Source organism: Streptomyces sp. NPDC031466, from assembly GCF_055581265.1.
This window is the reverse complement of sequence record NZ_JBVIJT010000005.1, coordinates 442,730-457,291: the sequence shown is the minus strand read 5'-3', so window position 1 is coordinate 457,291 and position 14,562 is coordinate 442,730. Positions and strand designations below refer to the sequence as shown.

Below are 14,562 nucleotides of genomic sequence, written 5' to 3'. Positions count from 1 at the left end.
GACAGTGGACGGCACCGCGCACGGTGACCTGAGCGATCAGGAGCTCCTCGCCCGCCACGTCTCCGGGCACGACAAGGACGCCTTCGGTGAGCTGGTCCGCCGCCACCGGGACCGGCTGTGGGCCGTGGCACTGCGCACCCTGGGAGACCGCGAGGAAGCCGCCGACGCGGTCCAGGACGCCCTCGTCTCCGCCTACCGTGCCGCGCACACCTTCCGCGGCCAGTCCGCCGTCACGACCTGGTTGCACCGGATCACCGTCAACGCCTGCCTCGACCGGGCCCGCAAGGCTGCTTCCCGCAAGACCTCCCCGCTCGACGACACCGAGCGCCTCGAACAGTTGCTGGAGCCAGAAGAGTCGGCGTCCGCCCCGGTCGAGCGGAACGACCTGCACCGGGAGCTCCAGGAGGCGCTGGGCACGCTCCCCTACGACCAGCGTGCCGCCCTCGTCCTGGTCGACATGCAGGGCTACCCGGTCGCCGAGGCCGCCCGGGTCCTGGACGTCCCCACCGGCACGGTCAAAAGCCGCTGTGCCCGTGGCAGAGCCAGACTGCTGCCGCTGCTCACCCATCTGCGCTCGGAGACACGTGCGCGCGACGGCGACGGTGGCGAGGACGGCAAGGACAAGAGGCCCGGCTCAGGAAGGAACCGGACGCAGGGGACATCCGTCCCACCGGCAGCAGGGCCACGGGATGCGGGACCAAGCGATTCAGCTGCGGTGAAGGGCGGAGGTGGGCGAGCGTGACAGCCACGACCGACTCGGACGGGCACCCGGAGGTCACCGAGATCTCCGACCTGACCGAAGGTCTGCTCTCCCCGTCGCGCATGGGCGATGTACGGCGGCATCTCGACAGCTGTGACCTCTGCGCCGACGTCCATGCCTCCCTGGAAGAGATCCGCGGCCTGCTCGGCACGCTCCCCGGCCCGCCCCATATGCCAGCCGATGTCGCGGGCCGGATCGATGCGGCGCTGGCCGCCGAAGCGCTGCTGGACGCCACCGCTCCTGACGGCCCCTCGACGGACGCGGCGGCGGAGCCCGCAGCGGCCGCCTCGGCACCCGCCCCTTCGGCATCCGCTGCCGCGCCGCATGTTTCACGTGAAACAGCGCCCGCTGCCACCACCGCCTCCATGCCCCGTGCTTCCGGCGACCGGCCTGCCGGGCGACCGCGCGGGGCCACCGGTCCGGGGCGCGGTGCGCCTCTACGCCGTACCCGCCGCCGTACAGCCGTACTCGGAGCCGTGTTCACCGCCGCTGCCATCGGCCTCGGGTCCCTGCTGATGCAGACCCTGGGCGATGACTCCCCGAACATCTCAGCGGACCGGCAGAAAACCGCGGACTCCTTCTCCGAAGGCGAGCTCAAGGGGCAGGTCGCCGACCTGTTGGCCAAGAGCCCGGTCAAGGAGTCGCGGGGCCGCAAGTCGGACGGGTCCAAGCCGTCCTTCGACACCCGCTCCAGCCCGGAGTCCCCGACGGCCGACTCCCCGCTGCGCGAAGAGGCGGTCCAGGTCCCCGAGTGCATCCGGCGCGGCATCGGCTCCAGGACCCCGCTCGCCGCCGAAGAGGGCTCGTACGAGGGAAAGCGCGCGTATCTCGTCGTGGTGCCCCACGATTCCGACGCCGGCCAGGTCTCCGCCTACATCGTCGACGCCGCCTGTGTGGGCAAGTCCTCACCGAGCGCGGGCAAGGTTCTGCTGACGCATTCCTACCCTCAGGGCTGACACGCCTTCGTACGCGTGGGCACGGCGGGGAATGCATGCCCCGTAGGATCCGTTGGGTGGGGTGAGTAGTCCTGACACAGGCACCCACCAGCAGTACGCAGCAGTCCCCAGAGACGAGGAATCAAGCCGTGACCGACGTCCGTAACGTGATCATCATCGGCTCCGGGCCCGCCGGCTACACGGCGGCGCTCTACACCGCGCGCGCGTCGCTGAAGCCGCTGGTGTTCGAGGGCGCCGTCACCGCCGGCGGTGCGCTGATGAACACCACCGAGGTGGAGAACTTCCCCGGCTTCCAGGACGGCGTCATGGGCCCCGAGCTCATGGACAACATGCGTGCCCAGGCCGAGCGCTTCGGTGCCGAGCTCGTGCCCGACGACGTGGTCGCCGTCGACCTCACCGGTGAGATCAAGACCGTGACGGACACCGCGGGCACCGTGCACCGCGCGAAGAGCGTCATCGTCACGACCGGCTCGCAGCACCGCAAGCTCGGCCTGCCGAACGAGGACGCGCTCTCCGGACGCGGCGTCTCCTGGTGTGCCACCTGCGACGGCTTCTTCTTCAAGGACCAGGACATCGCCGTCATCGGTGGCGGCGACACCGCCATGGAGGAAGCCACCTTCCTGTCGCGCTTCGCCAAGTCCGTGACGATCGTGCACCGCCGCGACAGCCTGCGCGCCTCCAAGGCGATGCAGGAGCGCGCCTTCGCCGACCCGAAGATCAAGTTCATCTGGGACAGCGAAGTCGCCGAGATCAAGGGCGAGCAGAAGCTTTCCGGGTTGACGCTGCGCAACCTCAAGACGGGCGAGACCTCCGAGCTGCCGGTGACCGGCCTGTTCATCGCCATCGGCCACGACCCGCGCACGGAGCTCTTCAAGGGACAGCTGGAGCTGGACGACGAGGGTTACCTGAAGGTGGCGGCGCCGTCGACCCGGACGAACCTCACCGGCGTCTTCGGTGCCGGTGACGTCGTCGACCACACCTACCGCCAGGCGATCACGGCGGCCGGCACCGGCTGCTCCGCCGCCCTCGACGCCGAGCGTTTCCTCGCCGCCCTCGCCGACAGCGAGACCGCGACGGCTGCCACCGTCTGACCCCCTCTTCCCCCACCGCACCAAGTTAAGGAGACTGCCGTGGCCGGCACCCTCAAGAACGTGACCGACGCCTCCTTCGAGGAGGACGTCCTCAAGAACGACAAGCCCGTACTGGTGGACTTCTGGGCTGCCTGGTGCGGTCCCTGCCGCCAGATCGCCCCCTCCCTCGAGGCGATCGCGGCCGAGCACGGCGACAAGATCGAGATCGTCAAGCTCAACATCGACGAGAACCCGGGCACGGCCGCCAGGTACGGCGTCATGTCCATCCCGACCCTGAACGTGTACCAGGGTGGCGAGGTCGCCAAGACCATCGTCGGCGCCAAGCCGAAGGCCGCGCTCGAGCGTGACCTGGCGGACTTCATCGCCGAGTGATCAACGACGGCGTTTCACGCGTCACGCGATGTTTCACGTGAAACACAACGGGCCGGCCCTCTGGGGCCGGCCCATTGTGTTTGCCCCACGCGGTGCGCTCGGCCCACTCGCTCAGAGCGGTCGTAGCACCGGTTCCTTCTGTACCGCCCCCAGCAGCCGGTCGAGCGCCATCTCGACGTCTTCCTTCCAGGAGATCGTCGTCCGCAGCTCCAGCCTCAGCCGTGGATAGGCGGGGTGCGGGCGGACCGTCTTGAAGCCCACCGCCAGAAGGTGGTCGGCGGGCAGCAGACACGCCGGCTTCTCCCACCGCGCGTCGCCGAAGGCTTCGATCGCCTTGAATCCCCGACGCAGCAGATCCTTCGCGACCGTCTGGACGATCACCCGGCCAAGCCCTTGGCCCTGATACCCGGGCATGATCCATGCCGTCATCAGCTGAACCGCGTCCGGCGACACAGGGCTCGTCGGGAACGCGGTGGAGCGCGGAACATAAGCGGGGGGAGCGTAGAGCACGAAGCCCACCGGCACATCATCGACGTACACGACCCTGCCGCAGGAGCCCCACTCCAGAAGGACCGCGGAGATCCACGCCTCCTTCTCCGCCTCTGAGGTTCCGGCCTTTACCGCGGCCTCGCCGCTGACCGGGTCCAGTTCCCAGAAGACGCACGATCGGCAGCGTTCGGGAAGGTCCGGGAGGTTGTCCAGCGTGAGCGGTACGAGCCGACGCCCCATGAAGGCGGTCCCTCACTTTCCTCGCCCGCCACACTGCGGGCGGCTGTCAGAGCGCTTCGTTCCCGGAGCAGACTGCCGACGAACCCGCCGACCGCCCCAAGCCCCAGGCCCGCGGTCATCAGTCCGGTGCGGCTCATCGTTCGCATGGCCCCCGCCTCCCCAATGAGGTGCCGTCAGGTGGATGCGCCATACCCGAACGCATCGTATCCACGAAGTGATTCCACCGATACCGTAGGAAAGCAAAGAGCGGGCCGTGTTCCGGTACAGACCGGACACGGCCCGCTCTCGCGGTGCCGACTGGCGTGGCTAGGCCCTGCGGTCCTCGGAGGTATCCTCCAGGGCGTCCTCGACCTGGCCGTTCTTCAGGACGGGGCCCTCACCCGGAGCCAGCGTGCTGAGGATGCGCTCCAGGTCCTCCAGCGAGGCGAAATCGACGACGATCTTGCCCTTCTTCTGTCCGAGGTCCACCCGTACCCGGGTCTCGAACCGGTCGGAGAGACGAGTGGCCAGACTGCTGAGCGCCGGCGAGAGCCGGGCACCGGCACGCGGCCCCTTGGCCTTCGGAGCGCTCTGGGGACGGGACCCCATGAGGGTCACGATCTCCTCGACGGCACGCACCGAGAGGCCTTCGGCCACGATCCGGTGCGCGAGCCGGTCCTGCTCCTCCGAGTCCTCCACGGAGAGCAGGGCCCGGGCGTGTCCGGCGGAGAGGACCCCGGCGGCCACCCTGCGCTGCACGGCCGGGGAGAGCTTCAGCAGGCGCAGAGTGTTGGAGACCTGCGGACGGGACCGGCCGATGCGGTCCGCCAGCTGGTCGTGCGTGCAGTTGAAGTCCTTGAGGAGCTGGTCGTAGGCGGCGGCCTCTTCCAGTGGGTTCAGCTGGGCACGGTGCAGGTTCTCCAGCAGCGCGTCCAGCAGGAGCTTCTCGTCGTCCGTGGCCCGCACGATCGCCGGGATGCGCTCCAGACCGGCCTCCCGGCAGGCTCTCCAGCGCCGCTCACCCATGATGAGTTCGTAGCGCGTGGGGCCCAACTGCCGTACGACGACCGGCTGGAGCAGGCCGACCTCCTTGATGGAGGTGACCAGCTCCGCGAGGGCGTCCTCATCGAACACCTCACGCGGCTGCCGAGGGTTGGGAGTGATGGAGTCCAACGGCAGCTCAGCGAAGTAAGCACCGGCCGCCGGCGTATTCTCCTGGGCCGCTGCCGCCTGTCGGGGCGGCTCCACCGTTTCACGTGAAACGGTGCTCTGCGGGAGCGCCGTCACCTTCGCGGCGGCCACCCCTCGCTCTGCGGTGAGTACCGGCACAGCCGTCGGAGAGGTCGAGGCTCCCGCAGCGCTCTGCGGTACCTGCTTCTCTGTCGGAGCCGCAGGGATCAAGGCACCGAGACCTCGCCCCAGTCCCCTCCGTCGCTCGCTCACTGCATCCCCTCCGTCGTGCTGTGCTGGTCGTTCTGCGCGCCCGGGTGGGCGTGTTGTACGTCGTAGTGCACTCCGACCCCGCGCAGCGCGATCTCGCGTGCTGCTTCGAAGTAGGAAAGAGCGCCACTCGATCCCGGATCGTAGGTAAGCACCGTCTGGCCGTAGCTCGGCGCCTCCGAGATGCGGACCGAGCGCGGGATGCTGGTTCGCAGCACTTCCTTTCCGAAGTGGCTGCGCACTTCGTCCGCCACCTGGGAGGCGAGCCTGGTCCTGCCGTCGTACATGGTGAGCAGGATCGTCGAGACATGCAGGTGCGGGTTGAGGTGCCCCCGTACGAGGTCGACGTTGCGCAAGAGCTGGCCGAGTCCTTCCAGCGCGTAGTACTCGCACTGGATGGGGATCAGCACCTCGGCGCCCGCCACCATGGCGTTGACCGTCAGCAGCCCCAGGGACGGCGGGCAGTCGATGAGGATGTAGTCCAGCGGCTGCTCGTAGGCCTGGATCGCGCGCTGCAGCCGGCTCTCCCGCGCCACCAGCGACACCAGCTCGATCTCCGCACCGGCAAGGTCGATCGTGGCCGGGGCACAGAAGAGGCCTTCGACATCCGGCACCGGCTGCACGACGTCGGAGAGCGGCTTGCTCTCGACCAGGACGTCGTAGATGGACGGCACTTCGGCGTGGTGGTCGATACCGAGAGCGGTGGAGGCGTTGCCCTGCGGGTCGAGGTCGATGACCAGGACGCGTGCGCCGTGCAAGGCGAGCGAGGCAGCGAGATTGACGGTCGTCGTCGTCTTGCCCACCCCGCCCTTCTGGTTGGCGACGACCATGACGCGGGTCTGCTCGGGGCGTGGCAGGCCTTCTCCCGCGCGACCAAGCGCTTCCACCGCCAGTTGGGCAGCACGGCCGATGGGTGTGTCGTCCATCGGGGTCGGTGTTTCACGTGAAACATCCTCCCCCGCCGATTCGGTACGGGGACCGGGGACCGGATCGGTCATCGGTCCCGCGATGTTGGCGTCGGACCGCAAGGATTCACTCTCCTCGACATCAGGCTCACAATGAACAGAGCCTCCCATGCTTTGAGGTTCATGAACCAGCGAGGCCCGGTGATCTGTGGACGAATCCACCTCTGTGGACAACTCCGTTCCCCTATCGAGGGAACCGAGGGGACGGCGGTCGCGAGGTTCCGCAGCGCGGCCGCGATTGATGATGCCATGCAGCAGTGAGCGACGTTTCACGTGAAACACGATGCACGGCAACCGGGGTGCCGCTGCTGCGACACCCCGGTATGCGTACGTATGGACCCGCTTCTACGGCCCTGCGTCAGCCGTGGCGACGGCGGCGTGTGCGGCCCGTGCGGGCGGCCTTGGCCCGCTTGGCCGCGAAGCGCACTCCGCCCGGGCTCTCCCCGACCTCGACCCGTACAACCGTGGACAGGGGGTCCACCACGCCCTCCCCGACGTGCAGGACCGAGGTGCCCACCGCGCCGAGCTTGCTCAGGGCGGACCCCGCGGCCTTGACCTCTTCCTCGGCGGTGTCGCCCTTCAGGAGAAGCATCTCCCCGTACGGGCGCAGCAGGGGTACGCCCCAGGCCGCCAGCCGGTCCAGCGGCGCGACGGCCCGCGCGGTCACCACATGGACCGGAGGCAGCTTGCCGAGGACTTCCTCGGCACGGCCGCGCACGACCGTCACATGGTCGAGCCCGAGCAGCTCGACGACCTCGGTGAGGAAGTTCGTGCGCCGCAGCAGCGGCTCAAGGAGGGTGATCTTCAGATCCGGGCGGACCAGCGCCAACGGGATGCCGGGAAGCCCGGCACCTGAGCCGACGTCGCAGACCGTGACGCCCTCGGGCACGACCTCGGAGAGCACCGCGCAGTTCAGCAGGTGCCGCTCCCAGAGCCGGGGTACTTCCCGGGGGCCGATCAGGCCTCGCTGCACTCCCGCATCGGCGAGCAGCTCCGCGTACCGGACCGCGTCCGTGAAGCGATCGCCGAATACCGTCCGCGCCTCTTCAGGCGCCGGGGGAAGCTCCGCTGCCTCCGTCACGGGGACCGTCCTTCCGTACCGCACTGGGGTGGTGACTATCGGGCTGACAAAGACCGGCCCCGCCTGCGGACAGACGGGGCCGGGAAGAGCGGTGTCGCTCAGGCGGGGAGCACGACGACGAAGCGCTGCGGCTCCTCGCCCTCGGACTCGCTGCGCAGACCGGCGGCCTTGACCGCATCATGCACGACCTTGCGCTCGAACGGCGTCATCGGCTTGAGCCTGGCCGGCTCGCCGGAGCTCTTCACCTCGGCCGCGGCCGTGGCGCCCAGCTCCGACAGCTCCTCACGCTTCTTGGCGCGGTAGCCCGCGATGTCCAGCATCAGGCGGCTGCGGTCACCGGTCTCGCGGTGCACGGCCAGGCGCGTGAGTTCCTGGAGGGCCTCCAGGACTTCGCCGTCGCGCCCGACCAGCTTCTGCAGGTCACGGCTGGCGGTGTCGCTGATGATCGAGACAGCGGCCCGGTCGGCCTCGACGTCCATGTCGATGTCACCGTCGAGGTCGGCGATGTCGAGCAGACCCTCGAGGTAGTCCGCCGCGATCTCGCCCTCCTGCTCGAGGCGCGTGAGAGTGTCGCCAGCCTCGGCAGCGGCGGAGGTGGTGGTGGTGCCTTCCGTCACGGGATGGGCTCCTTCTACTTCTTGGAGGACGGGTGTTTGGGCCGCGGCTGGCCCTTGCGCTGCTGTCCCGACTTGGCTTTGCTGCGGGTACCGGAGCCGGGCTTGGTGCCCGTCGTGTCGCCGCCCGTCGGCTTGGCCTTGGGGGCGGCGTCCTCGGGCTGGACCTGAGCCTTCTCCAGCGACGTCTTGGGCGCCTCTTCGGCGTCCGTCCTGGTGGCGCCCTGCACGGTGGCGGTCTGGCGCTTGGCCTTGCTCTGGCGCTTGGGCTGCTGGCGCTTGGGGCCACCGGCGGCGGTGGCACCGTCCTCGGTCGGCGTGGCGACCGCGGTCTCGCTCTCCACCACGGTGCCGTCGGCCTGGGCCGCGAGGCCCGCCTTGGTCAGACCGTTGATGAACTTGCGCTCGAACTCGTTGCGGTCACGGCCCTTGGCGACGATCGCCTTGATGACGTTCGTGTTGCCCCGTCCCCGCACCTTCTTGGTGTGGGTGATCTGCTTCTGCAGACGCTCCAGGAAGGCCGCCTGGGCCTTGGAGCCCGGCGTCGGGTTCCGGCGGATCACGAACATCTGCTGGCCCATGGTCCACACGTTGGTGGTCAGCCAGTAGACGAGGACACCGACGGGGAAGTTGATGCCGAACACGGCGAACATGATCGGGAAGACGTACATCAGCATCTTCTGCTGCTGCATGAACGGCGTCTTGACCGTGGTGTCCACGTTCTTCGTCATCAGCTGGCGCTGGGTGAAGAACTGCGAGGCCGACATCATGATGATCATGATCGCGGTGACGACGCGGACGTCCGTCATCGAGGCGCTGAGCGAGGCGACCTTGTCGGCGCTGTCCGTGAACTTCGCGGCCAGCGGAGCACCGAAGATGTGTGCCTTGCGCGCGCTCTCCAGAAGACCCTGGTCGATGACCCCGATCGTCTTGCCCGTCGCGATGCCGTTCAGCACGTGGTACAGGGCGAAGAAGAAGGGCGACTGCGCCAGGATGGGAAGGCACGAGGAGAGCGGGTTGGTGCCCGACTCCTTGTACAGCTTCATCATCTCTTCGGACTGGCGCTGCTTGTCGCTCTTGTAGCGCTCCTGGATCTTCTTCATCTCGGGCTGCAGCGTCTGCATGGCCCGAGTGGCCTTGATCTGCTTCACGAAGAGCGGGATCAGGCAGATTCGGATCAGGATCACCAGGGACACGATGGACAGGCCCCAGGCCCAGCCCGTGTCGGGGCCGAAGAGCTTCCCGTACACCGAGTGGAACTGGACGATGACCCACGAAACTGGTGTCGTGATAAAGCTGAAGAGGCTGGCAATCGTGTCCACTAATCAGGCTCCTTGAGCATGGGACGGGGTCTCGGTCTCGGCGGCCGTGCTCGGGGGAGGAGGCCCGGTCGGCGCGCCTGCGGCGGAGGGCCCGCCCTTGCGTTCGCGCCAGGCGGCGCGCAGCATCTCGTGCCACCGCGGACGCTTGCGCGGCGGAACATGGTCGACACCACCGAGCGACCACGGATTGCACCGCAGGACGCGCCAGGCGGTGAGCGCCGTGCCCTTGAGCGCACCGTGCCGGTCGATGGCCAGGTAGCCGTAGCGGGAACACGACGGGTAGTACTTGCAGACCGGACCCAGAAGCGGACTGATCGTCCACTGGTACAGCTTGATCAGGGCCAGCAGCGGGTACTTCATCGCGCGCCCCCTCCCAGCAGCCGCTGCAAGGCGGCGTCCAGGTCTCGGGCCAGCTGTGCATGGTCGGCGTCGCCCGCTCCGGGCAGCGCTCGTACGACTACCAGGCTACCGGGGGGCACGGAGGCCAGCCGGTCGCGCATGAGGTGGCGAAGCCTGCGCTTCACACTGTTGCGTACGACTGCTCCACCCACGGCCTTGCTGACGACGAAACCCGCACGTGTCGGGGGAAGGCTCTCCCCAGGCACGTGCGGGTCCGTTGCACCGCTGCGTAGATGGACGACGAGAAGCGGGCGTCCGGCCCGGCGTCCTCGGCGTACCGCGGTCGCGAAGTCTTCGCGCCGCCTCAGCCGATGCTCGGTAGGCAGCACGACGTCATGACCTGACTGAGATCAGGCGGACAGGCTGGAGCGACCCTTGCCACGACGGTTGGCGAGGATCGCGCGGCCGGCGCGGGTGCGCATCCGCAGGCGGAAGCCGTGGGTCTTGGCGCGACGGCGGTTGTTCGGCTGGAAGGTGCGCTTGCTCACTCGGGGGCTCCAGAAATGATCGTGGGTGGCGGGACATCGCCTGGCTGTCACCGTGCGCCCACGAGAAGCTCGCGAATACGCACCGAGTGCACCGCTTCACAATCACAGATCGTGATCTTTGCCCATCGGAGGCAGGCGGCAGCAGCCATCGACAACTCGACCTGGTCACGGTACGCGGGGCTACGCCATCCGGTCAAACCGACCGCTGGAGGGAGACACTGTGCACAGCCTGTGGACAACAACTTGAACCGCAGCCGTCGCCCTGACTACCTTGGCTGAACTCCGATTCGTTCCCTTCCCCCTCCCCATCCCGATTTCCGTCCCAAGAACCACACCTTCGTGGGACCCCGTGAGAGAGCGTGCCCTGTGGCTGATGTACCTGCCGATCTTGCCGCAGTGTGGCCACGAGTTCTGGAACATCTGCTGGGTGAGGGGCGGGGCCAAGGCGTCGAGGCGAAGGACGAGCGGTGGCTCAGGAGCTGCCAGCCCTTGGCGCTGGTCGCCGACACCGCGCTGCTCGCCGTGCCGAACGAATTCGCCAAGGGCGTCCTGGAGGGCCGTCTGGCCCCTGTGGTCAGCGAGACGCTGAGCCGTGAGTGCGGCCGCCCGATCCGCATCGCCATCACGGTCGACGATTCCGTCGGCGAACCGGCCGGCCCGCCGATCCAGCACCAGCAGCAGGGCCAGCAGCAGCAGCGCTACGAGGAGCCCGAGCTGCCCTCCGGCTCGGGCCAGGGGCGTGACGGCTACGAGAGTTACGGGCGCCGCCCCTCGGACGAGCACCAGGGCTCCCGCGATCAGATGCCGACCGCCCGGCCCGCCTACCCGGACTACCGGCGCCCGGGCCCCGGCGCCTGGCCGCAGCCGCAGCGGCAGGACGACTACGGCTGGCAGCAGCCCCGGCTCGGCTTCCCCGACCGCGACCCGTACGCGAACCCGGTCCAGCAGCCGCAGCGCGACTACCGCTCGCAGCCGCAGGACCGCTCCCCGTACGAGCAGCAGCGCTCGGAGTCGCAGGACCGCCGCGAGCGGCACGACATGTCCGACTCGTCCGGGGACCCCCGCGACCACCGTGATCCTCGCGACCACCGCGATCCGCGTGATCACCGGGGCAACGAGGGGCACGGCGGCCACGGAGTGCACCGGGGCGGCCCGGTCGGCCGCAACTCGTCCAGCGGCGCCCCCGGCCCGCTGGCCGCGCAGCCGGCGCCCGCGACGGGACCCGGCGAGCCGACCGCCCGGCTCAACCCCAAGTACCTGTTCGACACCTTCGTCATCGGCGCGTCCAACCGCTTCGCACACGCGGCCGCGGTGGCCGTCGCGGAGGCGCCCGCGAAGGCGTACAACCCCCTCTTCATCTACGGGGAGTCGGGACTCGGCAAAACGCACCTGCTGCACGCGATCGGGCACTACGCCCGCAGCCTGTACCCCGGAACGCGCGTGCGGTACGTGAGCTCCGAGGAGTTCACCAACGAGTTCATCAACTCCATCCGCGACGGCAAGGGCGACAGCTTTCGCAAGCGCTACCGCGAGATGGACATCCTGCTGGTCGACGACATCCAGTTCCTCGCGGACAAGGAGTCGACCCAGGAGGAGTTCTTCCACACCTTCAATACGCTCCACAACGCGAACAAGCAGATCGTCCTGTCCAGCGACCGGCCGCCCAAGCAGCTGGTCACGCTGGAGGACCGGCTGCGCAACCGCTTCGAGTGGGGGCTGATCACCGACGTCCAGCCGCCCGAGCTGGAGACGCGTATCGCGATCCTCCGTAAGAAGGCGGTACAGGAGCAGCTCAACGCCCCGCCGGAGGTCCTGGAGTTCATCGCGTCGCGGATCTCGCGGAACATCCGCGAGCTGGAGGGCGCGCTGATCCGGGTCACGGCGTTCGCGTCGCTGAACCGCCAGCCCGTGGACCTGGGGCTCACCGAGATCGTCCTCAAGGACCTGATCCCGGGCGGCGAGAACGCGGCTCCGGAGATCACGGCGACGGCCATCATGGCGGCGACCGCGGACTACTTCGGGCTCACAGTGGATGATTTGTGCGGATCCTCGCGCAGCCGCGTGCTGGTGACGGCCCGCCAGATCGCCATGTACCTGTGCCGGGAGCTGACCGACCTCTCGCTGCCGAAAATCGGGGCGCAGTTCGGCGGCCGCGACCATACGACCGTCATGCACGCGGACCGCAAGATCCGCGCTCTGATGGCCGAGCGGCGCTCCATCTACAACCAGGTCACCGAGCTCACCAACCGCATCAAGAACGGCTGACAGCCGCTGCGACACGTCGCTGAGGGCGCCCCGGGACACCTTCCGGGGCGCCTTTTTTCGTTGCCCACGCGTGCGTGGGGCCCGTTCGGAGGCGTGGGAAGCCCGTTCCAACCGCACAAGACCCTCGTACGGCCGGCCCTCTTTGTTCGATTTCCCCAGCTCAGACGGGGGTTCTCCACAGATGTCGGCACTTTTTCGCGTCCACACCCTGGGGACTGGAAAGTTGTCCAGACACTGTCCACAGGCAGCGCGGCTGAGAGATCATCAGGCCAGGTCAGCTGGTTGTGGATTCGTGGACGAAGACTATCCACAGGGTGTGGATGAAATTTCCGTCCACAGGGTGTGCACGACGTTGTCCACCGGCGGCCCACAGGCAGGAGGCTGTTGTCCCCAGCTTTTCCCAGCTTCTCCACACGGCTGTCCACTGTTCGGCAACGCGACGCGCCCCCTCACCGGGTCGAGTGAAAGGCGTCACACCAAGGTGCCGGGTTGGCCTGTGGGGAAGCGGGGTAAAGCTGGGGACAGCGCTGGGGAGAAGTGGCCCCTGCCTGTGCATCGGGTGTGCAGAACTTTCGCCCGTCCACAGAAACACCCGGTTGTCCACGGGCTCCGCCCACAGGCTCGGTGGATAAAAAACCGGTGCTGACCAGCGCATACACGGTTATCCACGGTTTCCACAGGCCCTACTACTACTCCCAACTAGAGAGTCCGGGGAAATCGTTTGGAAGTGGGGCCTGTGCACAACTCGCCCCGCGGAGCTCCGAGGCCGCTTGCCACGACTTGACCCCGACGGGCACCGACTGTCAGTGCGGTGCGTCAGACTGGACCCCGGTGTCCTTCCCACGGCATGGCTGAGAGACACCGAGTCAGACGACGAGGGCCACAGGCCCAGCGGGCGAGAGCAGCCAGCAACAGCAGGAGGGCGGCTTACGGTGAAGATCCGGGTTGAACGCGACGTACTCGCGGAGGCGGTGGCCTGGGCGGCGCGCAGCCTCCCGGCCCGGCCGCCTGCGCCCGTCCTCGCAGGCCTGCTGCTGAAGGCCGAGGAAGGCGCACTGAGCCTGTCGAGCTTCGACTACGAGGTCTCGGCACGCGTCTCGGTGGACGCCGAGGTGGACGAGGAAGGCACGGTCCTCGTCTCGGGCCGACTGCTCGCGGACATCTGCCGCGCGCTCCCCAACCGCCCGGTGGAGATCTCCACAGACGGTGTACGGGCGACGGTGGTCTGCGGCTCCTCGCGCTTCACACTCCACACGCTTCCTGTGGAGGAATACCCCGCGCTGCCGCAGATGCCGACCGCCACGGGCACCGTCCCCGGTGAGGTCTTCGCCTCCGCCGCCGCCCAGGTGGCCATCGCCGCGGGCCGCGACGACACGCTGCCGGTGCTGACCGGCGTACGCATCGAGATCGAGGGCGACACGGTCACCCTGGCCTCCACCGACCGCTACCGCTTCGCGGTCCGCGAGTTCCTGTGGAAGCCGGAGGACCCCGAGGCGTCCGCCGTCGCCCTGGTCCCGGCCAAGACGCTCCTGGACACCGCCAAGGCGCTCACGAGCGGCGACACGGTCACCCTGGCGCTGTCCGGCTCGGGCGCGGGCGAGGGCCTGATCGGTTTCGAGGGAGCGGGTCGGCGTACGACCACGCGTCTCCTCGAAGGCGACCTGCCGAAGTACCGCACGCTTTTCCCGACCGAGTTCAACTCGGTGGCCGTCATCGAGACCGTCCCCTTCGTGGAGGCCGTCAAGCGTGTGGCCCTGGTGGCCGAGCGGAACACCCCGGTGCGGCTCAGCTTCGAGCAGGGGGTGCTGATCCTGGAGGCCGGCTCCAGCGACGACGCACAGGCTGTGGAAAGGGTCGACGCCCAGCTCGAGGGCGACGACATCTCGATCGCCTTCAACCCGACGTTCCTGCTCGACGGCCTGAGCGCGATCGACTCCCCGGTCGCCCAGCTGTCCTTCACGACCTCCACGAAGCCGGCGCTGCTGAGCGGCAGGCCGGCCCTGGACGCCGAGGCGGACGACGCCTACAAGTACCTGATCATGCCGGTACGTCTGAGCGGCTGAGCCCACAGGTGTGTGCGTGCGTCCGGGCGTAGGCTCGG

At 68.5% G+C, this 14,562-nt stretch carries 15 protein-coding genes; 6 read left to right on the top strand and 9 right to left on the bottom strand.

Annotated elements, in window-relative coordinates; genetic code table 11:
- Positions 1-4 precede the first annotated feature (4 nt).
- The 4 genes from sigM to trxA all read left to right on the top strand — a co-directional run bounded on the left by sigM (position 5) and on the right by trxA (position 3,179).
- Entirely contained in the window at positions 5-742 is a 738-nt protein-coding gene (sigM, locus tag ACZ5GP_RS14130; RefSeq protein ID WP_468751095.1) for an RNA polymerase sigma factor SigM, read from the top strand.
- Entirely contained in the window at positions 739-1,716 is a 978-nt protein-coding gene (locus ACZ5GP_RS14125; RefSeq protein ID WP_468751094.1) for an anti-sigma factor, read from the top strand. Before sigM ends, ACZ5GP_RS14125 begins: the two co-directional genes overlap by 4 nt.
- Positions 1,717-1,844: 128 nt before the next feature.
- Complete coding sequence (gene trxB, locus ACZ5GP_RS14120; RefSeq protein ID WP_468751093.1) at positions 1,845-2,807, top strand: thioredoxin-disulfide reductase; 963 nt, start codon at positions 1,845-1,847, stop codon at positions 2,805-2,807.
- 39 nt (positions 2,808-2,846) lie between these two features.
- Complete coding sequence (gene trxA, locus ACZ5GP_RS14115) at positions 2,847-3,179, top strand: thioredoxin (RefSeq protein WP_358578104.1); 333 nt, start codon at positions 2,847-2,849, stop codon at positions 3,177-3,179.
- A 111-nt stretch (positions 3,180-3,290) separates the two neighbouring features.
- Here the strand turns inward: trxA and ACZ5GP_RS14110 are convergent, their stop codons facing one another.
- The 9 genes from ACZ5GP_RS14110 to rpmH all read right to left on the bottom strand — a co-directional run bounded on the left by ACZ5GP_RS14110 (position 3,291) and on the right by rpmH (position 10,196).
- Positions 3,291-3,908, bottom strand: coding sequence for a GNAT family N-acetyltransferase (locus ACZ5GP_RS14110; protein WP_468751092.1), 618 nt, complete (start codon positions 3,906-3,908; stop codon positions 3,291-3,293).
- 306 nt (positions 3,909-4,214) lie between these two features.
- Complete coding sequence (locus ACZ5GP_RS14105; RefSeq protein ID WP_468751091.1) at positions 4,215-5,330, bottom strand: ParB/RepB/Spo0J family partition protein; 1,116 nt, start codon at positions 5,328-5,330, stop codon at positions 4,215-4,217.
- Positions 5,327-6,403: a ParA family protein gene (locus ACZ5GP_RS14100; RefSeq protein ID WP_358578216.1), complete on the bottom strand. Its 1,077-nt coding sequence runs from the start codon at positions 6,401-6,403 to the stop codon at positions 5,327-5,329. The genes ACZ5GP_RS14105 and ACZ5GP_RS14100 overlap by 4 nt, the downstream gene beginning before the upstream one ends.
- A gap of 247 nt (positions 6,404-6,650) precedes the next feature.
- The gene (gene rsmG / locus ACZ5GP_RS14095; RefSeq protein ID WP_358578098.1) at positions 6,651-7,373 is read right to left on the bottom strand and encodes a 16S rRNA (guanine(527)-N(7))-methyltransferase RsmG; all 723 of its coding nucleotides are present in this window, start codon (positions 7,371-7,373) and stop codon (positions 6,651-6,653) included.
- A 98-nt stretch (positions 7,374-7,471) separates the two neighbouring features.
- Positions 7,472-7,990 carry a Jag family protein gene (locus ACZ5GP_RS14090; RefSeq protein ID WP_468751090.1) on the bottom strand — a complete coding sequence of 173 codons (519 nt, stop codon included), beginning with the start codon at positions 7,988-7,990 and terminating at the stop codon, positions 7,472-7,474.
- A gap of 14 nt (positions 7,991-8,004) precedes the next feature.
- Positions 8,005-9,309 carry a membrane protein insertase YidC gene (gene yidC, locus ACZ5GP_RS14085; protein ID WP_468751089.1) on the bottom strand — a complete coding sequence of 435 codons (1,305 nt, stop codon included), beginning with the start codon at positions 9,307-9,309 and terminating at the stop codon, positions 8,005-8,007.
- A gap of 3 nt (positions 9,310-9,312) precedes the next feature.
- Entirely contained in the window at positions 9,313-9,669 is a 357-nt protein-coding gene (gene yidD, locus ACZ5GP_RS14080; RefSeq protein WP_358578091.1) for a membrane protein insertion efficiency factor YidD, read from the bottom strand.
- A complete protein-coding gene (gene rnpA, locus ACZ5GP_RS14075; protein ID WP_468751088.1) occupies positions 9,666-10,037 on the bottom strand; it encodes a ribonuclease P protein component in 372 nt (123 codons plus the stop codon). The genes yidD and rnpA overlap by 4 nt, the downstream gene beginning before the upstream one ends.
- A 21-nt stretch (positions 10,038-10,058) precedes the next feature.
- Complete coding sequence (gene rpmH, locus ACZ5GP_RS14070) at positions 10,059-10,196, bottom strand: 50S ribosomal protein L34 (protein ID WP_003967884.1); 138 nt, start codon at positions 10,194-10,196, stop codon at positions 10,059-10,061.
- A gap of 339 nt (positions 10,197-10,535) precedes the next feature.
- Here rpmH and dnaA point away from each other — a divergent pair, with 339 nt between their 5' ends.
- Together dnaA and dnaN are read left to right on the top strand one after the other, a co-directional pair.
- Positions 10,536-12,461 carry a chromosomal replication initiator protein DnaA gene (gene dnaA, locus ACZ5GP_RS14065; RefSeq protein WP_468751087.1) on the top strand — a complete coding sequence of 642 codons (1,926 nt, stop codon included), beginning with the start codon at positions 10,536-10,538 and terminating at the stop codon, positions 12,459-12,461.
- Between the two features lie 932 nt (positions 12,462-13,393).
- Positions 13,394-14,524 carry a DNA polymerase III subunit beta gene (gene dnaN, locus ACZ5GP_RS14060; RefSeq protein ID WP_468751086.1) on the top strand — a complete coding sequence of 377 codons (1,131 nt, stop codon included), beginning with the start codon at positions 13,394-13,396 and terminating at the stop codon, positions 14,522-14,524.
- Positions 14,525-14,562: the final 38 nt, after the last annotated feature.